Annotated in this window: 19 protein-coding genes and 1 pseudogene; 7 read left to right on the top strand and 13 right to left on the bottom strand. The window is 60.8% G+C overall.

Going from position 1 to position 22,718, the window contains the following annotated elements; genetic code table 11:
* Positions 1 to 60 precede the first annotated feature (60 nt).
* The 5 genes from rpsO to IPF49_07955 all read left to right on the top strand — a co-directional run bounded on the left by rpsO (position 61) and on the right by IPF49_07955 (position 6,598).
* On the top strand, positions 61 to 330 hold the full coding sequence (gene rpsO, locus IPF49_07975; GenBank protein MBK6287551.1) for a 30S ribosomal protein S15: 270 nt from the start codon (positions 61 to 63) through the stop codon (positions 328 to 330).
* Between the two features lie 72 nt (positions 331 to 402).
* Positions 403 to 2,505 carry a polyribonucleotide nucleotidyltransferase gene (gene pnp, locus IPF49_07970; GenBank protein MBK6287550.1) on the top strand — a complete coding sequence of 701 codons (2,103 nt, stop codon included), beginning with the start codon at positions 403 to 405 and terminating at the stop codon, positions 2,503 to 2,505.
* Positions 2,506 to 2,905: 400 nt separating this feature from the next.
* Positions 2,906 to 4,471: a cytochrome C gene (locus tag IPF49_07965; GenBank protein ID MBK6287549.1), complete on the top strand. Its 1,566-nt coding sequence runs from the start codon at positions 2,906 to 2,908 to the stop codon at positions 4,469 to 4,471.
* A gap of 164 nt (positions 4,472 to 4,635) precedes the next feature.
* Entirely contained in the window at positions 4,636 to 6,225 is a 1,590-nt protein-coding gene (locus IPF49_07960; GenBank protein MBK6287548.1) for a GMC family oxidoreductase, read from the top strand.
* 73 nt (positions 6,226 to 6,298) lie between these two features.
* Complete coding sequence (locus IPF49_07955; protein ID MBK6287547.1) at positions 6,299 to 6,598, top strand: hypothetical protein; 300 nt, start codon at positions 6,299 to 6,301, stop codon at positions 6,596 to 6,598.
* 101 nt (positions 6,599 to 6,699) lie between these two features.
* Here IPF49_07955 and IPF49_07950 read toward each other — a convergent pair whose 3' ends face one another.
* The 12 genes and pseudogenes from IPF49_07950 to dksA form a co-directional block, all read right to left on the bottom strand.
* On the bottom strand, positions 6,700 to 6,852 hold the full coding sequence (locus tag IPF49_07950; protein ID MBK6287546.1) for a hypothetical protein: 153 nt from the start codon (positions 6,850 to 6,852) through the stop codon (positions 6,700 to 6,702).
* Positions 6,853 to 7,082: 230 nt separating this feature from the next.
* Entirely contained in the window at positions 7,083 to 9,020 is a 1,938-nt protein-coding gene (acs, locus tag IPF49_07945) for an acetate--CoA ligase (GenBank protein ID MBK6287545.1), read from the bottom strand.
* A gap of 89 nt (positions 9,021 to 9,109) precedes the next feature.
* Positions 9,110 to 9,963 (bottom strand): annotated as a pseudogene (locus tag IPF49_07940) (pantoate--beta-alanine ligase).
* A 28-nt stretch (positions 9,964 to 9,991) separates the two neighbouring features.
* Positions 9,992 to 10,783, bottom strand: coding sequence for a 3-methyl-2-oxobutanoate hydroxymethyltransferase (panB, locus tag IPF49_07935; protein ID MBK6287544.1), 792 nt, complete (start codon positions 10,781 to 10,783; stop codon positions 9,992 to 9,994).
* Between the two features lie 14 nt (positions 10,784 to 10,797).
* Positions 10,798 to 11,463 carry a deoxynucleoside kinase gene (locus IPF49_07930; protein ID MBK6287543.1) on the bottom strand — a complete coding sequence of 222 codons (666 nt, stop codon included), beginning with the start codon at positions 11,461 to 11,463 and terminating at the stop codon, positions 10,798 to 10,800.
* Complete coding sequence (folK, locus tag IPF49_07925; protein MBK6287542.1) at positions 11,456 to 11,968, bottom strand: 2-amino-4-hydroxy-6-hydroxymethyldihydropteridine diphosphokinase; 513 nt, start codon at positions 11,966 to 11,968, stop codon at positions 11,456 to 11,458. Before folK ends, IPF49_07930 begins: the two co-directional genes overlap by 8 nt.
* Positions 11,958 to 13,301, bottom strand: a complete 1,344-nt coding sequence (gene pcnB, locus IPF49_07920) for a polynucleotide adenylyltransferase PcnB (GenBank protein ID MBK6287541.1) — start codon at positions 13,299 to 13,301, stop codon at positions 11,958 to 11,960. Before pcnB ends, folK begins: the two co-directional genes overlap by 11 nt.
* 326 nt (positions 13,302 to 13,627) lie before the next feature.
* Positions 13,628 to 15,040 (bottom strand): sigma-54-dependent Fis family transcriptional regulator, encoded by a 1,413-nt coding sequence (locus IPF49_07915; protein MBK6287540.1) that lies wholly within the window; start codon positions 15,038 to 15,040, stop codon positions 13,628 to 13,630.
* A 102-nt stretch (positions 15,041 to 15,142) separates the two neighbouring features.
* Positions 15,143 to 18,067 carry an ATPase gene (locus IPF49_07910; GenBank protein MBK6287539.1) on the bottom strand — a complete coding sequence of 975 codons (2,925 nt, stop codon included), beginning with the start codon at positions 18,065 to 18,067 and terminating at the stop codon, positions 15,143 to 15,145.
* Complete coding sequence (locus IPF49_07905; GenBank protein MBK6287538.1) at positions 18,057 to 18,320, bottom strand: hypothetical protein; 264 nt, start codon at positions 18,318 to 18,320, stop codon at positions 18,057 to 18,059. The genes IPF49_07910 and IPF49_07905 overlap by 11 nt, the downstream gene beginning before the upstream one ends.
* Positions 18,317 to 19,213, bottom strand: coding sequence for a tRNA glutamyl-Q(34) synthetase GluQRS (gene gluQRS / locus IPF49_07900; protein ID MBK6287537.1), 897 nt, complete (start codon positions 19,211 to 19,213; stop codon positions 18,317 to 18,319). Before gluQRS ends, IPF49_07905 begins: the two co-directional genes overlap by 4 nt.
* Before the next feature lie 45 nt (positions 19,214 to 19,258).
* A complete protein-coding gene (gene dksA / locus IPF49_07895) occupies positions 19,259 to 19,690 on the bottom strand; it encodes an RNA polymerase-binding protein DksA (GenBank protein ID MBK6287536.1) in 432 nt (143 codons plus the stop codon).
* Positions 19,691 to 20,411: 721 nt separating this feature from the next.
* On the opposite strand from dksA, the gene IPF49_07890 reads away from it, so the two are divergent.
* Both IPF49_07890 and IPF49_07885 read left to right on the top strand, forming a co-directional pair.
* Positions 20,412 to 20,729: a hypothetical protein gene (locus tag IPF49_07890; protein MBK6287535.1), complete on the top strand. Its 318-nt coding sequence runs from the start codon at positions 20,412 to 20,414 to the stop codon at positions 20,727 to 20,729.
* Complete coding sequence (locus tag IPF49_07885; protein ID MBK6287534.1) at positions 20,701 to 21,708, top strand: hemerythrin domain-containing protein; 1,008 nt, start codon at positions 20,701 to 20,703, stop codon at positions 21,706 to 21,708. Before IPF49_07890 ends, IPF49_07885 begins: the two co-directional genes overlap by 29 nt.
* On the opposite strand, the gene IPF49_07880 is transcribed toward IPF49_07885, so the two are convergent.
* Positions 21,705 to 22,718, bottom strand: coding sequence for a patatin-like phospholipase family protein (locus IPF49_07880; protein MBK6287533.1), 1,014 nt, complete (start codon positions 22,716 to 22,718; stop codon positions 21,705 to 21,707). The two genes, IPF49_07885 and IPF49_07880, sit on opposite strands and share 4 nt — an antisense overlap.

The following is a 22,718-nucleotide window of genomic DNA, read 5'->3' as shown; positions in this document are numbered from 1 at the left end:
GATTCTGGTAACGGCGGCAACTTCCGCCATCGGCATATTCATTAAAGTGAGGACTACACGATGTCGTTGAATGCAGAGGAAAAGGGCAAGATCGTCAAGGAGTATCAGACCGCGGAAGCTGATACCGGATCCCCCGAGGTACAGGTTGCGCTGCTGAGCGCGAATATCGACAAGTTACAGGGGCATTTTGGCGCGCACAAGAAGGACCACCACTCGCGGCGTGGCCTCATTCGCATGGTGAACCAGCGTCGCAAATTGCTCGATTACCTGAAGCGAAAAGACGCCCAGCGTTATGCAAGCCTGATCAGTCGGCTTGGTCTGCGTCGTTAATTGCCCGATCGGTCGATCAGGCAGAAATATCATGGATCGGCGCAATCGCCGGTCGAATGTGGAGGATTTTTTGTGAACCCCGTAAGAAAAACGTTCAAATACGGTGACCATAGCGTCACGCTGGAGACTGGCCGTGTGGCACGTCAGGCGACCGGCGCGGTGCTGGTCACCGTCGACCAAACAACCGTGCTGGTCACGGTTGTTGCCGACAAGAAAGCCAAGGCGGGACAGAGCTTCTTCCCGCTTTCGGTGCACTACATCGAGAAGACCTTTGCGGCGGGCAAGATCCCCGGCGGCTTCTTCAAGCGTGAAGGCCGGCTGTCGGAGAAGGAAACGCTGACGTCGCGGCTGATCGATCGCCCGATCCGTCCGCTGTTCCCGAAAGGGTTCCGCAATGAAGTGCAGGTAATCTGCACGGTGCTGTCGACCGACAAGAGTGGCGATCCGGATATCGCCGCGCTGATTGGCACTTCGGCCGCCCTTTCCATTTCCGGTATTCCCTTTGATGGCCCGATCGGTGCTGCACGTGTTGGTTTCATGGCCGACAAGGGTTATGTGCTGAACCCCAATTACGCACAGCTCGATACTTCGGCGCTGAACATGGTGGTCGCCGGAACCGCAGACGCGGTGCTCATGGTCGAGTCCGAGGCACAGGAACTCACCGAAGACCAGATGCTTGGTGCGGTGCTGTATGCGCACCAGGAAATGCAGGTCGTGATCAAGGCGATCACCGAGCTGGCCGCGGAGACCGGCAAGCCACGCTGGGAGCTCGAAGCCAGTCAGGAACATGCCACGCTTGCCGATCAGCTGCGCGAGCAATTCGGTCATGACATCGGCGAGGCTTACCGGATCATCGAGAAGCAGGCCCGCTATGACCGGGTCAACGATCTGCGCCAGGCGGCAGTTGTGGCGATCGCAGTCGAAGGCGGTGCGGTCAGCGCGGAAGAAGTTGCGAATGCGTTTGCCAAGCTCGAGAAGAAAATCGTGCGTGAGCGCATCGTCAATGGCAAGCCCCGTATCGATGGACGTGATCTGAAAACCGTGCGTCCCATCGTGGCCGAGGTCGGTTTCCTGCCTCGCGTGCATGGTTCGGCGATCTTCACCCGCGGCGAAACACAGGCCATAGTGGTTGCGACGCTGGGTACCGCCCGCGATGCCCAGATCATCGATGCGCTGCATGGCGAGTACAAGGACCCGTTCATGCTGCACTACAACTTCCCTCCTTACTCGGTGGGCGAGACGGGTCGCATAGCCGGGCCGGGACGCCGCGAGATTGGTCACGGGAAACTTGCCCGTCGCGGCGTGGCTGCAGTGCTGCCTTCGATGGACGATTTCCCGTACAGCATACGGGTGGTTTCGGAGGTCACCGAATCAAACGGGTCGAGCTCGATGGCCACCGTGTGCGGTGCAAGCCTCGCAATGATGGATGCGGGCATTCCGCTGCGGGCACCGGTTGCCGGCATCGCGATGGGGCTGGTCAAGGAAGGCAACAAGTTTGCCGTGATCACCGATATTCTCGGAGACGAGGATCATCTCGGCGACATGGATTTCAAGGTTGCCGGAACCGCCGAGGGCGTGACTGCGTTGCAGATGGATATCAAGATCCAGGGCATCACCGAAGAAATCATGGAAGCCGCCCTCGATCAGGCCCGTCATGCGCGCCTGCACATCCTCGGCGAGATGAGCCGTGCAATCACCGAATCGCGGCCCAGCGTTTCCGACAATGCGCCGCAGATGGTCATGATCCGCATCGATACCGACAAGATACGCGATGTGATCGGCAAGGGCGGCGCGACCATTCGCAGCATCACCGAAGAGACCGGTGCCTCGATCGATATTTCCGACGATGGCACGGTGCGTATCTACGGCGAGAATGCGGAGTCGCGTGATGCCGCCCTGGCACGTGTCGAGGCGATCACCGCGGAAGCCAAGGTCGGCGAGACCTATACCGGCACCGTGGCGCGCATCGTCGATTTTGGCGCGTTCGTGACGATCATGCCGGGCAAGGATGGCCTGGTGCACATTTCGCAGATCGCGAACCAGCGCATCGAGAACGTTACCGACGTGCTGAGCGAAGGCCAGCAGGTGCGGGTAAAGGTGCTGGATGTCGATCCGCGCGGGCGCATCAAGCTCAGCATGAAGGAAGTGAGCGAAGACGCTTCCGGCGGCGAGTAATCACTGCTGCGCAAACGTAAAACAAAAGGAGCCGCAAGGCTCCTTTTGTTTTTGGCGCGACGATTGGTTTCAACCCGTGCTCGGCGGTCACGAGTACTCGCTTCGGCACCGTGCGTGGCGCGAACGGCACCATTTCGCCCAGCTTGTTACGTGCATCAACGTTTCCGGTAGGTGCAGGCTGTCGGTATCGAGGCTCTGGATGAAATCCGCGCAGGGCACAATCCTGCCGCGCATCCCCGCCCGCATCGCGTATGGAGCACCCTGCATGGACGGAGTCCGGTGACGGTGAGATGATGCGTTTGTGGCTCGAAGGGTTGTTTTCCTTGCGAGTGCAAGCAAGGAGATATGAATGAGTGTATCCATACGCGATACCTGTCGCGTCTCGGCCGCCGTTCTAGCGATGGCAGCATGGCTGGGAATCCCGGATGTGGCGGTGGCGGAGGATTTTGAGGAAGCTGAACAACTGTATGCCGACCATTGCGCGGTCTGCCATGGAGCGGATCGTGGTGGATACATCGGGCCAGCGTTGAACAGTGATCAAACCACACTTGGCGAGGCCGAGGTTGATTCCAGGATAGAAATAGGCAGTGCGACGACCTTGATGCCGCAGCATCCGACCTGGCCCCGGATCCTGTCGGCGCGGCAGCGGGGTTTGCTCGCTGCGCTGATCACGAAACAGCCCCGGAAAACCATGTCCTGGGGCATGGGCGATATACGGAAGTCGCTGGTCGTGTTGGTTGCCGATGAGTCGACCTTGCCCGAGAAACCCGTCTACCCGATCCAGGATATCGATGATCTGATGGCCGTCATGTCACGCGGCCGATTCGCCGTCGGGGATCAAGCCAAGGTTGTTTTCTTCGACGGCAGGAACAACCGGAAGGTTGGTGAGGTGCCGACCGGCTTCGCACCGCATCTGATGGATTTTCACCCCAGGCAGGATCGCTGGGCGTATGTTCGCGACGATATCGGCTACATCCACAAGGTTGATCTGTATTCGTTGCAAGTGGTGCGCAAGATCCGGGCTGGATTGAACGGCACCTCGCTTGCAGTATCACGCGACGGAAAATACCTCGCCGCGGGTTCCTACGTGCCGAATACGGCGGTCATCCTCGATGCCGATACCCTGGAACCGGTCAAGCTGATGGAACTGCGCGGCATCGATCCGGATGGCAAGATGGTCGAGGCGGATTCGGGGATGATCACCGGCACTCCGTTTGCGGACTATTTTGCCATCGCCCTCGAACAGGCCGGCCAGGTGTGGATCGTGGATCTGGCTCAACCCGATATGCCCGTCACCCCGATCACCGATGTGGGGCGGCACCTGCACGATGCGTTTCTCTCGCCGGATGGCCGTCATCTCCTCGTGTCCTCGTACGATGACGATGTCAACACCGTCATCGATCTGGCCAGCAAGAGTATTGTCAAAAAGATCCCGGCCGGGTGCCAGCCACATCTCGGTTCGGGAGCGGTGGTGCGGCAGCATGACCGCTTCCTGGGCATCGGTACCAATATCGGTTCGCGTGCCTGCAAGCCGTATGAAGTGACCGTGTTTGACATGAATACCTTCGAGGTCGTCAAACGCATTCCGGTCCTGGGGCCCACCGAATCGCCGGCTGCCCATCCGCGGGCTCCTTATATCGTGGTCGATATCGTGGGTACCGACTCGAGTGCGAACATGATCCAGTTCATCGACAAGGACACGCTGACTGTCGTCAAGAGCCTGATGGTCGGAGGTACCACCGGTTATTCGCATTTTCCGGAGTACACCGCGCGGGGCGAGTACCTGTATATCAGCGCCAGGGGCGGCGGTGACCAGAGCGCGGGCGCGGATGCAGGCCGGCTGGACATCTACGATGCGAATACGCTGAAAAGGGTGAAGACGGAAGCAATGGAGGTGCCCGCCGGGGTGTTTTCGCATCTGCGTGCGCGTGCCGTGGTCGTGGGACTTGAGCCTGCAGAGTCCTAGAAAAGGGGGCTATCAGAAAAGCAGAAAAGGGGACCAGAAAAGGGGACGACCAGAAAAGGGGACCAGAAAAGGGGACAGATTTATTTAGCAGAGAGAAAATAAATCTGTCCCCTTTTACGGTCCCCTTTTACGAGTAAGATCAGTCGCCTACACCGGGTTTTCTCATGAACGGCTCTAACGCATCAATATTTGATTTCATTATCGTCGGCGCAGGCTCTGCCGGTAGTGTGATGGCGAACAAGCTCAGCGCAAGCGGCCGGCTTTCGGTGCTTCTTCTCGAGCAGGGAAAGCGCGATTCCAGTGTGCTGCTGACGATGCCCAAAGGGTTTGGCGCTGTTTTGGCGGGCACTACCTATGTGAGCCGCTACCCTGTCACACGTGCTGCCAATGAGCCATCAAGTGAAGTCTGGCTGCGGGGGAAAACACTGGGCGGCTCGAGTTCGGTCAACGGCATGCTCTGGGCCCGGCCTCAGCCCGAGGGCTTTTCGGCGCTGGCCGAGGCAGGTGGGGATGAGTGGGCCTGGTCGCGTATGGAGCCGTATTTCCATGCGCTGGATGGCTCCGGTTCCAGCAATGGCATCATACCGACCACCACCCACGCAACTCAGCATGCCATCACACAGGCTTTCATCGAATCTTCCTGTGCGACCGGGCTGCCGCGCCGTGAACTCATGGTGGATGTCGGTCAAAGGGGTGTCGGCTATCTGCACTTCAATATTGATCGGAAAGGCAAGCGCCACAGCGCCTCCACCGCGTTTTTGAAGCCGCTTCAGCGGCGCACCAACTTGCATATTGAAACCGATATCCAGGTCAACAAGCTCGTGTTCGAGGGAAAGCGGGCGACCTCGGTCATCTGTCATGGCAAAGGCGGGAAGATCAGTTACACCGCTCGGCGCGAGATTGTGCTTTGCGCCGGTACCCTGGAGTCCCCGCAGATTCTGCAACGATCCGGTGTCGGACCTGCTCCGCTGCTGGACGAATTGGGCATTCCCGTTATTCATGCCAATCCGCGTGTCGGGGCCAATCTGCGCGAACACCTGCTGTTGGGCATCAGCTTCGGGGTCAAGTCGTGGGCTGATTCGGAAAACCGGCAATACGCCGGCCTCCCGTTGATCTGGAATGTGCTCCGCTACTTCATGACCGGGAAAGGCCCCATGGCCCAATCACCCTGTCATGCCGCGGCGTTCATACGCTCTGATGAAGGGCTGAATACTCCGGATATCATGTTGATGTTCAATCCTTATTCTCGCGAGGGGAATACTTTCAGCGAGTCCCCCGGTGTCAGCATCGCCGGCTACCTGATGTACCCGAAAAGCAGCGGTGAGATTCGCATTCGTTCGTCCGATCCCGGTGCCGCTGCGCTGATCAGGCCAAACTACCTCGGCGATGAATACGACCGGCGGAGTAGCGTTGCGGCAGTCCGTCAAATTCGCGCCATAGCAGCGCAGCCACCGTTGGCAGCGAAGCTGTCGCGCGAGCTGCCATCCTCTGCCGCTGCGCAAAGCGACGAGGAGATTCTCGAGCTTTACAGGAAAGGTGGCCAGCCAGGATTTCACGCCACTGGAACCTGCGCCATGGGTCGTGATGGCGTAACGTCTGTCGTGGACGGGAATACCCGGGTTCACGGTATCGATGGGGTGCGGGTGGTCGACTGCTCCATTTATCCCGAAATGCTGGCGGGCATTACCAACGCATCGATCATGGCTGTTGCCATGCGTGCTGCTGACCGGATTCTCGAAGAGTATCCTGCGTAGCATCCTCGAATTCAGATGAACGTTTTACACTCAGCGATCGATAGAAAGGAGCAGATTTGTGGTTACGGTAATCGTGAAATACAAGACGCCAAAGAGTTATACCCGCGAGGAGATTTCAGCAATGCTGCAATATGGTGCTGAAAATATGTTCAAGGGCATGCCGCACCTCTACAGCAAGCAGTTTTGCTTTGATGTCGACAGCAGCGACGGGCTATCCGTTTACCTCTGGGATTCCAGGGCGAGCGCCGAGGCTTTTTTCAGCGACCAGTTCCTGGAGACGTTTCGACAAAGCATGGGGGCAACCCCCACGATCGAATATCACGACACCATCGTAACCGTCGATAACCGGGCGGGTGATGTGCTGACAGGTTGATAACGCCGGGTTTACGTTGCCCTTCGCGAGCCCGACGAGCAAATGGTTTCGCTGCGGTGGTGCCCCGGCGCGTAAATCCTGTTTCAGTCAGTAGACCGGCTTCATCGGTTCGTTCGCCAGCCCGAATAAAGTGAATGAGTTTTGGCGGTCACCGCCAGCTGCACGGTGGCCGCGTGCGACAACAGCTCCTTGAGCGCACCCGGATAGGTATCCTGCATGATCAGTTCACGCACGGTCGGCGAGCGGGCGATCAACGACTCGGTGCGCTGCGCTTTGGCCCCCAACTCGAGCAGGTGGCCGAATGACGTCGAATCGAAACAAGGCTGCAGTTCCCACCTCGATGCAATCCATGACTTCGGCTGACACCAGTTCGTCGATCACCACGTGGCCATGTTCGAGCACGCACACCGCATGTTCGGTGGTGTGGGAGGACGGTAGGGGTGACCCTACCTCCTACCCGATCGCAGCGCTCAACCCCCCTAGGTCAGCGATGGTGACGGTTTTCGACCAGGTGTCCGACCACCGCCGGATCGGCCAGTGTGGTGGTGTCGCCGAGGTTGTCGAGCTCATCCGCGGCAACCTTGCGCAGGATACGACGCATGATCTTTCCGGAACGGGTTTTTGGCAGCCCGGGGGCCCACTGGATCACGTCGGGGCGAGCGATCGCGCCGATCTCGTGGATGACGATGTCCACCAGTTCGCGACGCAGCGCCTCGCTCGGTTCGGCATCATGCATCAGGGTGACATACGCGTAGATTCCCTGGCCCTTGATGTCGTGCGGAAAGCCGACCACGGCCGCCTCCGCAACCTTGTCGTGCAGCACCAGCGCGCTTTCGATTTCGGCGGTGCCGAGGCGGTGCCCCGAGACGTTGATCACGTCGTCCACGCGTCCGGTGATCCAATAATATCCGTCGCCATCCCGGCGCGCGCCGTCGCCGGTGAAGTAGTTGCCGGGATAGGTGCGGTAATAGGTATCGACAAGCCGCTGGTGATCGCCGTAGACGGTGCGGATCTGCCCCGGCCATGAGCGGGTGATCACGAGGTTGCCGCTGCCCGCGCCCTGGACTGTCTGGCCCTCGCTGTCGAGCAGCGCCGGCACGATGCCAAAGAAGGGCAGCGTCGCGGAGCCGGGCTTGAGGGTGGTAGCCCCGGGCAACGGCGCGATCATGATGCCCCCGGTCTCGGTCTGCCACCAGGTGTCGATGACCGGGCAGCGCCGCTCCCCGACAACCTGGAAATACCATTCCCAGGCTTCGGGGTTGATCGGCTCGCCGACCGTGCCGAGCACCCGCAGGCTCTGGCGCGAGGTGCTGCGGACGTGTGCGTCCCCTAGCCCCATCAATGCGCGCAGTGCGGTGGGCGCGGTGTAGAAGATGTTCACCCGGTGCGTGTCGACGATTTCCCAGAAGCGCGCTGGTGACGGATAGGTCGGCACACCTTCGAACATCAACGTGGTGGCGGCGTTGGCGAGCGGGCCATAGACGATGTAGGAGTGTCCGGTGACCCAGCCGACATCGGCGGTGCACCAGTAGATGTCGCCATCGTGATAGTCGAACACATATTTGTGCGTGATTGCGGCCTGCAGAAGATAGCCGGCGGTGGTGTGCAGCACACCCTTCGGCTTACCGGTCGATCCCGAGGTGTAGAGAATGAACAGGGGATCCTCTGCCTCCATCGGTTCCGCTGCGCAGTCGCTCGCAGATGCGGCACAAATTTCGTGGTACCACACATCGCGTGGTGCCTGCCAGTCGAGCGTGGCGCCGGTACGCCGGACCACTATGCTGGTATGTACGTCCGGGCAATGCGCCAGCGCCAGATCGGCATTGGCCTTGAGCGGTATCCGCTTGCCGCCGCGCACGCCCTCGTCGGCGGTGATCAGCACGCGGCAGTCGCAATCGAGTATCCGGTCCTTCAGCGACTCGGGCGAAAAGCCGCCAAACACGACCGAGTGCACCGCCCCGATGCGTGCGCAGGCGAGCATCGCATAGGCCGCCTCGGGAATCATCGGCATGTATATGCACACCCGGTCGCCCTTGCCGACACCGCGCCCTTTCAGCGCGTTGGCGAGACGACACACATGCCCGTGCAACTCGGCATAACTGATATGTGCGCTATCGCCCGGTCCGTCGCCTTCCCAGATGATCGCAGTCTGCTGCGCACGCTGCGGCAAATGGCGATCGATGCAGTTGTGGCTGACGTTGAGGCGTGCACCGATGAACCAGCGGACGTGACCGCGCTGCATGTCGGATTCGTGTACCCGGGTCCATGGCGCGTCCCAGGACAGGAACTCTCGCGCCTGCCGGTCCCAGAACCCATCGGGATCGCTGATCGATTCCTGATACAGCCGGCGATAATCTCCGGCATCGAGATGAGCGTGTGCACGGATCGGTTCGGAAACCGGGTGCTCGGAAATTTCCAGCATGCGTCAGTACTCCATTCGCCGGGGAGCGGGCACGGGAATCATAACGCGATTTGCGGGGAGAGGCATGAGGCGCGATCCGCGCCGGGTGATCAAGTGTCGATGTTGATCGTGACGTTGTCGATCAGGCGCGTCTTGCCGAGCCAGGCGGCCACCAGGATCACGAGCTTGGTATCGGAGAGGGAGGCGGGCTCCAGGGTCCTGGCGCAACGTATCGAGAAATAATCCGGGCGCAGACCTTGCTCGAGCAACTGCACTTTTGCCTGAGCCTCGATCAGGGGGTAATTGCGCTCCCCGTGCGCGATGCGTTCCCGTGTGGCGAGCAGCAGCGCGTAGATCACCGGCGCAAGTGCGCGCTCGTTCGCGTCGAGATAACCGTTGCGGGAACTGAGCGCCAGGCCGTCTTCGGCGCGCGCCACCGGAGCCTCGATGATCTCGATCGGGAAACACAGATCCTCGACCAGCCGCTTGACCACGGCGAGCTGCTGGAAGTCCTGATGCCGAACACCGCCTTGTCAGGCTGCACGATATTGAACAGCTTGCTGACGATGGTGGTGACGCCGGTGAAATGGCCCGGGCGCGTCGCACCGCACAGGATATCCGTCATGGTGGGCACCGCCACCGAGGTCTGCTGCTCCACGCCGTTCGGGTAGATCTCGAGATCGCTCGGACAGAACAGGGCGTCGGTTGTGACATCCTCGAGCTTGCGCACGTCGGAATCGAGTGTGCGCGGATACAAGGCGTAGTCTTCGTTCTTGCCGAATTGCAGCGGGTTGACGAAGATGCTCACCACCACCCGATCGCCACGCGTTGCGGCCAGCCGGACCAGTTGCAGGTGCCCCTCGTGCAGGTTGCCGAGCGTCGGCACGAACACCACGCTTTCGCCGGCGCGATGCCAATCTGACACGGCCGCACGGATGTCCGCGAAACTCCTGCAGATCTTCATGCGGTTGCGCTGCTCCTGTGAATATCCTTCAGTCGAAGCCGTGTTCGGGCTGGGGGAAGCTGCCGTCGCGGACTGCCTGGGCATAGGCCGCGAAGGCGCCCTGGATACTTCCTCCGGTGACAAGAAAGTCGCGGACGAAGCGCGGAGGGCGAGGGTTCATTCCGAGCAGGTCGTGCATCACCAGCACCTGCGCATCGGTTGCCGGACCGGCACCGATGCCGATGACCGGAATGGCCAGCCTGGCGGTGATCTCGGCAGCGAGTTCGCGAGGTACGCATTCGATTACCAGCAGCACGGCGCCCGCCGCCTCGAGTGCGAGCGCATCTTCGAGAATCCTTTTCGCATCTTCGGGGCCACGGCCCTGTACCAGAAAGCCGCCAAAACTGTTCACCGACTGCGGTGTGAGACCGATATGCCCGCATGCCGGGATGCCGCGCTCGCTTAGCTGGGCAACGCCTGGAGCGAGCCATTGCCCACCCTCGAGTTTGACCACGTGCGCGCCGGCTTGCATCAGCGTAGTGGCATTGCCGAGCAGGTCTTTCTGGGTCGCGTAACTCATGAACGGCATGTCACCTATCACCAGGGCGGAGCTTGCGGCACGCGCCACACAGCGAATGTGGTAGGCCATGTCCGCAACCGTGACCGGGATGGTGCTGTCGTGCCCCTGCAACACCATGCCGAGGGAATCACCGACCAGGATCGTTTCGATGCCGGCATCCACCGCGATACGCGCAAACGAGGCATCGTAGGCAGTAGCACAGACGAAGCGTCGCTGCTCGCGCTTCATGTCGTTCAGCGTCCTGATCGTGACTGGTTTCATGCCCGGGACGCCCATCAGAAAAAGGTAGGGTTGAAGTATTGCCTGCCGGAGCGGACATTCAGCAGGTAATCGACGAGTTCGGTATAGTGGTTTTCGTCATTGGCGAAGTCAATAGCGGCGGCGTTGACGATCAGCAGTGGCGCATCATCATAAAAATGAAAAAACTGGCTGTACGCTTCGTTCAGTTGCTCGAGATACTTGCGCTCGAGGAGCTGTTCGAAAGCGATGCCGCGTTGGCGTACACGATCGATCAGCACGTCCACCGGCGCCTGCAGGTAGATCACGAGGTCGGGACGCAGCGTGCTCGATACCAGGCGCTCGTATATGGTTTCGTAGAGCGCGTATTCGTTGGCGTCGAGATTGAGCCGGGCAAAAAGCCGGTCCTTTTCGATCAGGAAATCGGCGACCCGTGCCGGCTGGAACATATCGGCTTGCCGGACGGCATCGAGCTGGCGCACGCGCTCGATCAGGAAATGCATCTGGGTCGCCAGTGCGTTGCGGGCGCGATGGCGGTAGAACTCCTCGAGAAACGGATTTTCCCCGGCTCGTTCGAGCAGCGGCTCGTGGCCGAAACTGTACGCCAGTTTGCGCGCCAGCGTGGTTTTGCCTGCTCCTATGGGACCCTCTACCGCAATATAGCGCAGTGGTTCGCGGGAATCCGTATCGTTTCGGCTAGCCAAAGCTGATACCCGGTTCGGCTTCGAGACGGCAGATACCCTGATCGCTCAGTTCGCTGCGCAGTCGCGCCAGCGGCGTGTCTCCGGGCAGGATCAGTGCCGGCGCCAGGTCGTACAGGGGGTACACCACGAAATTACGCGCCATGAGTCGCGGGTGGGGCAGTGTGAGCCGCGCATTGCTTGCTTCGATGCCCGGATACAGCAGCATGTCCAGGTCCAGCGTGCGGGCTCCCCAGCGTATGCCCCGCTCGCGGCCGGCCGCGGCCTCCACTTCCTGCAGCAGGTCAAGCAGTGGCAGCGGTTCCCGTGTCGTGCTCAGTTCGATCACCCCGTTTATGTAGTCGTTCTGCCTGCCGGGACCAATGGCAGTGCTCCGGTACCACGGGCTGACGCGCGACACCCGGCAACCGGATGCGGTATGCAGGCTCTCGATCCCGAACTTCAGGTAAGACAGCGAATCGCCCAGGTTGCTGCCCGCGGCGACAAATACTGTCGCCTCAACTGCCATCGGCGGGCACGCTCCGTTTCCCGCGGCGACGGCGGCGGCGAGGGCTGCGCTCCGCTGCCGCAGGCATCTCCTCGCCAGTCTGAAAACGCGTCCACCAGTCGCCCGCGTCCTGCAACGATTCGCCGGATTGCTCGCGCAGCAGCACGAAATCGTAGGCGGCGCGGAAACGCGGATGCGCGGCGAGTTTCTGCGGTTGCCTGCGGGTGATGAGTCGCTGCTGGAGTTCCCATATCTCACGCATCGGGGTGGCGAAGCGCCGTGGAATCGTGATGCTGCGAACCTGGCGCGAGATGACCTCGGGTATCGCCTCGTGCAGTGCCGCGAGAATCGGCAGCTGTTCGCGTTCGAGCAGCGCTTGCAGACGGTGACGCAGCGCGGGCCACAGCATCGCCGCGTACAGGAACGCCGGGGTGACCGGTTTGCCGACGGCGATGCGCTCATCGCTGTTGCGCAAGGCGTGCAGGAGCAGGCTGCGATCCTCGGGAACGCGCTCGAGCGCGGCGGCGGTATCCGGAAACAGCGGGGCAAACAAACCGTAGCGGTCGAGCAGCACGAAGGTCTCCTCGCCGCGTCCGCCCAGCAACAGTTTCAGTACTTCGTCAAACATGCGCGCGGCCGGGATCTGCACCAGCAGATTGCGGCACTTCAGGATCGCAGCGAGTGCGGTTTCCTCGATCGAGAAGCCGAGCTTGGCTGCGAAACGCACCGCGCGCAGCATGCGCACCGGATCTTCCTGGTAGCGCTTTTCCGGATCGCCGATCACGCGCAGCACGCGCGCCTGAAGGTCTTCCACGCCGGTGCAGAAATCCAGCACACAGTGGGTGTCCGGATCATAGTACAACCCGTTTACGCTGAAGTCGCGGCGCAATGCATCTTCTTCCACGGTGCCGAAAACGTTGTCGCGCAACAGCATGCCCGATTCGGCGCGCACTGCGCTGCCGGCATCGGTGTGCTCGTCGCCGTCGCCATCCTCGTCGAAATCGGGGCTGTGGTGGCCCCGGAAGGTGGACACTTCGATCACGTCGCGACCACTGCGCACATGCACGATCTGAAAGCGCCGTCCGACGATGCGCGAACGCCGGAATAGCGCATGCACCTGTGCCGGCAACGCATTGGTGGAAACGTCGAAGTCCTTGGGTTCGTGACCGAGCAGCAGGTCGCGGACGCAACCCCCTACCAGGTAGGCCTCGTAGCCGGCCTCGCGCAAGCTGCGCACTACCTGCAGGGCTTCGTTGCTTATGGCGCCTGGGGCAATGTTATGCGCGTCCGCGGCATAGCTGCGGCACCCGGAGAGGGTGCAGTCTCGGTCAGGATCGGTAAGCCGGGAGTTCAATGAAAATGCTTCCCTGCCAGGTTCAAATGGGGCGCGAGTGTAACATAGCGTGCAGCCGACTGGCGGGATGGGCAAGTATCGAGGTTGGGGGGGAAACAGTAGGGGGAAGTGCTAGGCCTTCCCCATACAGATCTCAATCCAGGTTAGTGTTATTGTTCAGTCGTTATTCTTATGCCATTAGAAAGGCATTTGCCGTGCCATAAAATTAAGTTCAATTAAATCAAAGAGTTGTATAATGTTGAGTTTGATTGATTTAGAGTTCTTGGTAACAGTCGTTACCGATTGACCCGCATGGAGTTACCCGGTACTGGTAGCGTAACAAAGTGTCAGGCGGAGTGCCGCCCGGCCGGGTTGTCGTCGGGCGCGGCCTTTTTGCGGGGAATCCCGAAGCGCTGGCGCCGCTCCCACAGGCATTTGCGGCTGACGCCCAGTTTGCGCGCGAGTTCGGTCTCGCTCATGTGATCCTGGTTCTGCAGTACGAATCGCTGGAAGTAATCCTCCAGCGACAGGTCTTCCGCGGGGTCGTCGGCGCAATGCTGGTTTTCGCGTCCGCGCGGTTCGCTTTCGTTGCTTCTCGGCTCCGGTGGCTCCAGTTCGATCGCCAGCGCCGCATGGGAGATTTCGTCACCATCGCTCAGGATCACGGCCCGTTCCACGGCATTTTCCAGTTCACGCACATTGCCTGGCCAGTGGTAACAGGTAATTGCCTGGATGGCCTCGGGTGAAAAATGTTTGGACTTCCTTTCATGACGTCGGCAGGCGTCCTCGAGCAGTGCCTCTGCGATTCCTAGCACGTCGCGCCCCCGTTCCCGCAATGGTGGCAGGAACAGTTCGACCACGTTGATACGGTAATAAAGATCCTGGCGAAATTTGCGTTCATCGCAAAGGGCCTTCAGGTCGCGGTGGGTTGCAGTGATCAATCTGACGTCGACGCGCCGCGACTGCACCGCGCCGATCGCGCGTATCTCTCCCTCCTGGATGAACCGCAACAGGCGCGCTTGCGCCTCGCAGGGCAGTTCGCCGATCTCGTCAAGGAAAAGCGTGCCGCCATCCGCGGCTTCTATCAGGCCGACGCGGTTGCTTGCGGCACCGGTAAATGCACCCTTTTCATAACCGAACAATTCCGATTCGATCAGCGTTTCCGGGATTGCGGCGCAGTTGACGCACACCAGCGGCTGCTGCGCGCGCTGGCTGGCGCGGTGCAGTGCGCGTGCAACGAGTTCCTTGCCAGTGCCGGTTTCGCCGCGTATCAGGACCGTGGCCGGCGTGGGCGCGACCTTGCGGATGCGCTCGTAGATGCCCTGCATCAACTGGCAGTCGCCGATCATGCCCTCGACGCTGTCGGCCAACTGGCGTTCGGGATCGCGGCCACGATTCAGGCGCGCTGTACTGTGCTCGCGCACGATGCGCTTGATCGCAACCAGCAGGTCTGCGTAATCAAAAGGTTTGGCGATATAGTCCACCGCACCCATGCGCATCGCGTCGACCGCCGAGCGCAGGCTGGCAAAACTGGTCATGATGAGTACGGGAACTTCTCCGGCGCGCGGGATCAGATCGGTGCCGGGCGCCCCGGGAAGACGCAGGTCACTGATGATCAGGCTGAATCGCTCGAGTTTGAAGCTGGTCTCGGCTTCGGCGACCGAAGCGGCTTCGAATACCCGATATTTGTGTCGCTCCAGAAACCGCTTCAGCGCGGAGCGTATTACCGATTCGTCTTCTACAACGAGAATATCCACCACTGATACTGCCTCGTGGTATAGATCGTGCCCAAGGTCAAACATAGCGCCAATTCCGGACTAATTCTAGGCCCATAGTAGCGCTCTGCCGCTGCCTCGCCCGGATCAACGGGAGGGAAGGCTGATACTTACACGAACGCCCCGCCCGGTCGAGATCTCCAGCGGGCTTTCGATTTCCATGCTTCCGTCCATGTCACGCACGATCGAATAAACCAGGGCCAGGCCGAGCCCAGTGCCCTCACCCGGCGCTTTGGTGGTGAAAAATGGCTCCAGCACCTGATCGAGGTGGGCGCGCGGGATGCCGCAGCCATTATCGGTGACGGTGATCACGGTGCGGTTGAGCTCGCGATGGTTTTCCACCGCGATCTCGCCACCGCTCTCCACCGCATCGCGGGCATTGCTCAGCAGATTGAGCAATACCTGCAGCAGGCGTTGTCCATCGGCCACTGCGGTGATTTCGCGCGCGCAAAGATTGCGGAAGTTGACCAGGCGTGCGTTGCGATCGAGACCGAGCAGGTAGATCGCTTCCTCCGCGCACTGGAATACGTCGAGCGGTTCCAGGGCGCCATGACTGTTTACGCCCGCGTGCGCGAAGTTCACCAGCGTCTGCACGATATTGCTGATGCGCAGGGTCTGGTTGAGAATCTGTTTTGCGCTCTCCCGGGTTGTCGCTTCATCGCCTTCTGCAAGCAGGTTCTGCGCCAGGCAGTCGATACCCGTAAGCGGATTGCCTATTTCATGTGCGACGCCGGCGGCGAGCCGACCGATAGATGCCAGGCGTTCGCTGTGCACCAGTTCTTCCTGCAGCAGTTGCATGTCGGTCACGTCCTCGAGCAACACGAAGCGGGCATCGGGACCGGGGCTGTTGGCGGTCTCCGACAGGCTCTTGTGCAGGTAAATGCTGCGCTCCTTTGTGCCGGCAGGGATGTGCCTGTTGTGCAGATGCGCACTGCCTGAATCGGCAAACTCCGCGATCATCTGTCCCCAGGGCTGTTTCAGCTCGGCCAGCGTCAACCCGAGCACCGCGGCGGATTCGATGCCGGTAATGCCTTCGAGTGCATGGTTCCACATCACGATTTCGTTGCTGTTGTTCATGCCGCACACGCCGATCGGAAGCTCCTGCAGGGTGTCACGGTAGAAACGGCGGAGTCCATCCAACTGGGCGGTGAACCCGGTGAGATGGCGCTGGTAACCCTCGAGGCGCGACTCGACAAAATAGATATCCTCGGTGGCGTCTGGATCCGCTTCGGGTACATAGGGCAGGCTTTTCCTTACCAGTTCCATCGCCACCGACGCGCCCATCAGGCGCGATAGATTGGCCTCGATGCGATCACGCAGGCGGCGAATGGCGTAGGGCCGCGCTTCGGTGCTCTGATAGCCGAGATCGCGCAGCGCACGCTCGACTTCGCGTTGCGCGCTGTCCTTGCCAAGCGCCCGCGCCAGGCCGTTGACGAATTCCCCGGTTGACCGGAATTGCATCTGGTGGCGGGTGCGCCCGCTCAGATTGTCGAGACTGCAGGCTGCGGCGGTTTCGCGCTCTTCGGTGCGCTGTTTGCTGAGCAGGGACAGCACGATCAGCACCAGCGCGTTGAGGCCGATACTGTTGATCGCGGTCGTCGCCCAGTGGTTTCCTTCAATCGTTATGGGCAGCCACTGCGCAACGCGGCCCAGCAACGAGCCCTCGGCAGGCGCGACGATCATCAGCAACCAGACCCCGAACCCTGCTGCGAGACCGCCGAGGAAGCCGGCGCGATTGGCCGCGGGCCAGTAGAGCAGCGCCAGTATTCCGGGAAAGAATTGTGCGGCAGCGATGTAGCCGGCGAAGCCGAGTTTCTCGAGTGACCCGCCAAGCGGGAGCGCCATCGAGAAAATCTGCGCGGCAAGGATGATGATTGCCGTAAGTATCGATCGGATCACGATCAGCCCGCGGTACAGGTCGGCCTCTGCGCCGAGTCGGTAGAACGGCAGGATCAGATTGTTCATGGTCATGGAGGCCAGCGCCAGCGTCATTACCACGATCGTGGAACTCGCTGCCGACAGCCCGCCTATGAAGACCAGCAACGCGACGGCGGGCGAGCCCATGCTCAACCCCACGCCGGCGGCGAAATATTCCACCGGCAAGCCCAGTTCGAGGCGCATTCCGGCCCACAGCACCGGCAGAATCGGCAGACAGAGCAGCAGCAGCAACAACGGAAAGCCCCAGGTGGCGCGAAACACCGCGCGCATGCGCGGGTTCTCGTAAAGGGCAATGTGAAACAGGTGCGGCAGTCCGATCGCCGCGGCAAGGAAGGTGATCGTCAGCATATGCGATGAACTCGAACGGGCGCTCGCGGCGAGCGGTTCCAGCAATTGCGGTTGGTCGCCGAGCCACCGTGACAATCCGTCCATGCCTCCGAATACCTGCTTCACGGCGAACACGCCGACGAACAGGAATGCCGCAAGTTTGACCAGTGACTCGAATGCCATCGCCACCACCAGCCCGTTGTGGCGCTCGCGATCGGAAATCGGACGTGCGCCGAAGAGTATCGCGAACACCGCAATTGCCATCGCGAATATCAGCCCGAGATGTCCATGCGCCTGCTGGTTCGTACCGTTCAGGATGGCGGCAAGATCCGAGACGATCTTGATTTCGGCCGCCACCAGTGGCAGCGCCGCTGCCAGCATGCCCATGGTACAAGCGGCACCGACCACCCTGCCCCGGTAACGGAACGCGAGCAGATCGGCGAGCGATGTCAATTGATGGCGCCTACAGATACGCAGCAAGGGCAACAACACCAGGGGCGCAAACAGGAACAGCGCGCCTATGCCCATGAAATATCCCATGTAGCCGTAGCCGTAATTGGCAGCTACCCCGCTTATGCCGAAAAAGGACCAGCCACCCGCAGTGACACCGAGTGACAGGGCGTAGGTGAGCGGGTGTGACACGACCGATTCCGCCACCAGTCCCTTGTCCGAGGCATAGGCGATCAGGAACAGCAGCGATAGATAGCCGACTCCGAGCAGGAACAGCGTGCCGAGATCAAGACTCATCGCGCGGGTACCGGTACATGGCTATCGATACCGATACGATCACCAGCAACCAGAGCAGGTGCGGGCGGTACCATTGCGCTGCGCCGTTCCCGATCCAATCTACCATCACGGGTGCGAACGCGTAGAGGATCACGAGCACCAGCAGCAGGATTCTGTTCAGGTACATAGGCTTCGGCAGGGTTGGGCGAGACTTGATGTTACTCAGCGCGAAGGCAATTTGCCAATGGGGCGGCGTGCGTGCCCGGTCCGTCATTCCTCGTGCTGCACGCTGTCCTGCGCCGGTATGCGTGCGCGGTCCCAATGCAGGGTGGCCCAATTCAGAATTGCCCCGCAATCTGTGCGGATCGTTGCCGGCGGCAACGGCTGTCCCAGCGCGGCCAGACAGCGCATCAGGTTGGCCGGAGCACGGGTATCGTCGAGCGGGCGCGCAAGATTCTGTTTGCTGAGCTTTTGGCCTTGCTCGTTCAGCAGTAGCGGCAGGTGTCCGTAGCGCGGCACGGGCAAGCCGAGCAACCGTTGAAGACGGATTTGACAGGGCGTGGACTCCAGCAGGTCACGCCCGCGGATCACATCACTTATCCGCTGGTAATCATCGTCGATGACAACAGCGAGTTGATAGGAGTACAGGCCGTCCTTGCGCAACAGCACGACATCGGCAGCGTCAGCATCGCTCGCGAGAGTTATGGGGCCGAGCATGCTGTCGTGAAAGCACGAGTGCTCCGACGCAATTCGCAGACGAATGGCGGCCGACTCATAGGGGCGCTGCTGCGATTGCGGGCAGTCGGCGGCATGGATACTTTTGCCTGCATCGAGCTGTTGGCGGCTGCAGATGCAATAGTAGGCGTGCCCGTGGCTCAGCAGGCAAGCCAAGGCCTGATCGTAGGCTGAACTGCGGTTGTGCTGGTACAGCGGCTCTTCATCCCAGCGCAAGCCGTGGGCGAGCAGGCTCTTGCATATCAGAATATCCGCACCTGGCCGTTCGCGCGGCGGATCGATATCTTCAATCCTGAGCAGCCACTCGCCGCCGTGGGCGCGGGCATCGAGGTAACTGCCGAGCGCGCTCAGCAGCGACCCCATGTGCAGCGGTCCGCTTGGCGAGGGCGCGAACCTGCCCCTGTATGGGCTGCTGCTTGGCACCAGCTGCATGCACCAGTGGAAGAGTCAATGCACGCCAGGCATATGGCTGACTGTTCAGCCGCGCTCCTGGCGTTCCTTGATTTCCTCGAGGGTTTTGCAGTCGATACACAGAGTTGCGGTTGGCCGCGCCTCGAGACGCTTGATGCCAATGTCCACCCCGCAGGCATCGCAATACCCGTAATCGTTTTGATCAATCAGATCAAGCGTACTCTCGATTTTCTTGATCAGCTTGCGTTCCCGGTCACGTGTTCGCAGTTCCAGGCTGAACTCCTCTTCCTGCGTGGCGCGGTCCGCGGGGTCCGGGAAATTCGCTGCTTCGTCTTTCATATGGCTTACGGTACGGTCCACTTCCGTCATCAGCTCGGAACGCCAGTTTCTGAGAATTACGCGGAAATGCTCTTTTTGGGCTTCGTTCATGTAGTCCTCGCCCTTTTTCAGCGTGTAAGGCGAGAAGTTCTTGAATTCGGACGTGGTTTTCGGGGGCATCTTGGGCTGAGTTGTCGAGAGGGTCGCGGTGGCGGCCGTTGTGGATCTTGCAGTCCTGACAGGTTTTACTGCCTTGACGGGCCTCGCAGCCTTGGCGGGTTTCGCGACCTTGACCGGCTTGGCGGTCCTGGCGGATTTTGCAGCTTTGACGGACTTCGCCGTCCCGGCAGGCTTCGTGGCCGGGATAGGTCTAGCCGCTTTGGCCGGTTTCGCGGTCCTTGCAGCTTTCGGTGCAGTGGCGGTTTTTGCTGGTTTGACGGGTTTGACTGTCTTGATTGGTTTTGCCGGTTTTTTCACGGGGTGGGCCTCGTCATGTCTTGCGACCCGGCGACTACGCCAGTTTGCCGCGTGAACAATGGTGTGCGTTTGCGAAGGCCGCGCATTCTACCGGATTTTTTCGCAGAAGTAAGGCATCGGCAGGTGCTGATCGATTACGTCCATATGGACATGCGTCAAGCTTCGTCGGTCGGGGATCCTGCCGGCTGCTTTGCGCTGTCCAGGCAACCCAGGGAGGCATGGGCAATCACTGCTACGGGGCTCAGTGATTGCCCTCGGAAAGGGCCGGCGATACAGACGCCGTCGTGGCACAGGCTTTCGCCTGTCGGCGAGTCCGCCAAGTCAAAAAGTGGCGCAAGAGCGGCGCTCACGTCGCACTGTGGCTGCTAGTTTGGTTGAAAGTTGGCACAGATCAATGACCCTCGATTGAACGGGTTTGGGGGGGATGGCTATACTCGCACCCCTTCTCGTATATAACTTTCTTGAGATCATCCATGCAAGAGTCGTGACCCGTCAGCAGCGGCGCTCCTGGTGCCGGGTCGTCGGGCGCGTCATGCACCTCATTTCTGAGTCCGGAGAGCGAACCGATGGCGAATCAGCAGCCGACCAAGCGAGCACGCAAAAAGGCCGTCGCTCCGAGCCGAAAGAAGTTGGCGGTGCAGTCTGTCGCATCGACGCGGCGCAAATCAACAGCAAAGGCATCCAAACCTGTTGCGTCGGTACGCGAACCTGGCGTGCCGTTGCAAAAAAAGGCGGCGCGTGACACGCGCAAGCCGGTTGCCGGCAAGCGCCGCAAGTCCGCGACGATTGCGGCAAGGCCGCCCTCGTTGCACCGTCCGGTGCTTGCTTCCGGACGCAGTGGCGCACCGGAGATCATGGTCACTCTCGACAATGAACATCGCTATATTGCCTCGTTGCTCGAAGCGCTGGCGGAGCAGGCGGACAATTTGTTGCCCGGGCGCTCGCCCGATTACGGGATGATCCATGACATCGTGCATTACATGGCGAGTTACCCGGATCAATACCACCATCCTCGCGAAGACCTGGTGTTCGACCGGCTACTCGAACGTGACGCCGAATCGAGGGATGTCGTCGAACAACTGCTGGAGGGGCACCGCGAGGTCAGCCGACTCAGCCGCGAGCTGCTGGACGAATTGAGCCGCGTGACGAGTGGCGATCATCCGGCGGACAAGCAGAAGATCAAGTTCCTGTGTGACCGGTATATCGGCTACAACTGGGATCATATGAACATGGAGGAGGGCAAGTTGTTCCCGCGCGCAACCGCCAAGTTGCGCCAGGACGACTGGTTTGCGGTCAACGCCGAGGCGCGTTATGTGGACGACCCGCTGTTCGGGACACGGGTGCGCAAGGAATATCAACGCCTGTCCGGGTATCTCTCGCAACGCGCGGAGCGTATCGCCGAGGATGTGGCGATCGCGGAGTTGTTTGGCATCGAAGCGCTGATCGAGACGGTAGCGGTGCTCAGTTCCGCCGTCGGTGAAATCCAGGATGTCGTGGACGCTCGCCTGAGGCAGTCGTTCAGTGCGCTCAGGCGCCGGGTGAGTGCCGAAGAACGTGGTAATTTGCTGGGGCGTCCGCGCGCCATCGGAGCCACGATCGTCGAGCAGGCACGTTCGGGGGCTGCGGATATCGGCGAAATAGCCAAGCGCACCCGCCGCGAGCTCTCCGAGCCGTTTGCGACACGTCTGAAATACCTGCGCAAGATGTTTCGCGAGGCCTAGCGGGACTCCGGCTCCGGGACCTCGTCTGCGAAGGACGCGCTGCCGGGAGTGCCCAGGCCGAGAGCATAGCGAATCTGCGGCGCGCAACGGCGCGCTGCTGCGCACCCCTCGTTGATGGCTTCGGCAGCGGTGTCGAAATCCAGCAGTCCGATATGGGCCAGGCGGGGTGTGATCATCACGTCTGCGGGCTCTCCGGCAAGACGGCTGCGCGTAATTCGATCCTGCATGATGTTGATCGCGTTGGTTACCACGCTGAATATGCCTGGCGTGTCGTCATCGGGGTGGCTTTTCTGATCGGCTTCGAGCCACTGCGTGAGGAGCGTAGGGCTTATTTCGCGGATGCCGGAGGCGAGCCGGTCGAACAGTCCGGGTTCCGGTCTTTGATCTCCCGGGGGATGCGTGATTTTTTGTGCGAGCCGCGCCTGTTGTCTGCCGTTCAGCTCATCATTCAGATTGACCGCAATGATCAGATTTGCCCCGAGCGCGCGGCATACGGATACCGGAACCGGGTTGACCAACCCCCCGTCTACCACCCACCGTTTGTTGATGCGCACCGGTGAGAGCAAGCCGGGGATGGCGATCGATCCGCGTACCGCATCCCACAGGTCGCCCTGCTGGATCCAAATTTCGCGCCCGGTGGCCAGGTCGGTGGCCACTGCCGCATAAGCATAGGGCAGGTCTTCAATGCGTGGACTGCCGAATAGTTCGCGCAGGTGGGAGATGAGCCGATCCGCGCGCCCGACTCCGCCGCGCGTGATCGGACGGATATCCATGTAACGGAAAACGTCACGGGTGCTCATGGCGGCAAACCAGCGGCCGAACTCGTCGAGGTTTCCCGAGCAGAATGCAGCGCCTACCAGCGAACCGATCGATGTGCCGCAGACGACGGCCGGTTGGATGCCAACCTCCAGCAACCCCTGCAGCACGCCGATATGCGATAGCCCGCGGGCGGATCCGCTGCCCAGAGCAAGCCCCACTTTGAGTGTTCCGGTTGCTTCTGCTACGTTCAT

This window comes from Gammaproteobacteria bacterium (assembly GCA_016705365.1).
In the GTDB taxonomy this organism is placed as follows: domain Bacteria; phylum Pseudomonadota; class Gammaproteobacteria; order Pseudomonadales; family UBA5518; genus UBA5518.
The sequence above is the reverse complement of the archived record's forward strand: the minus strand, read 5'-3'. Positions and strand labels throughout refer to the sequence as shown.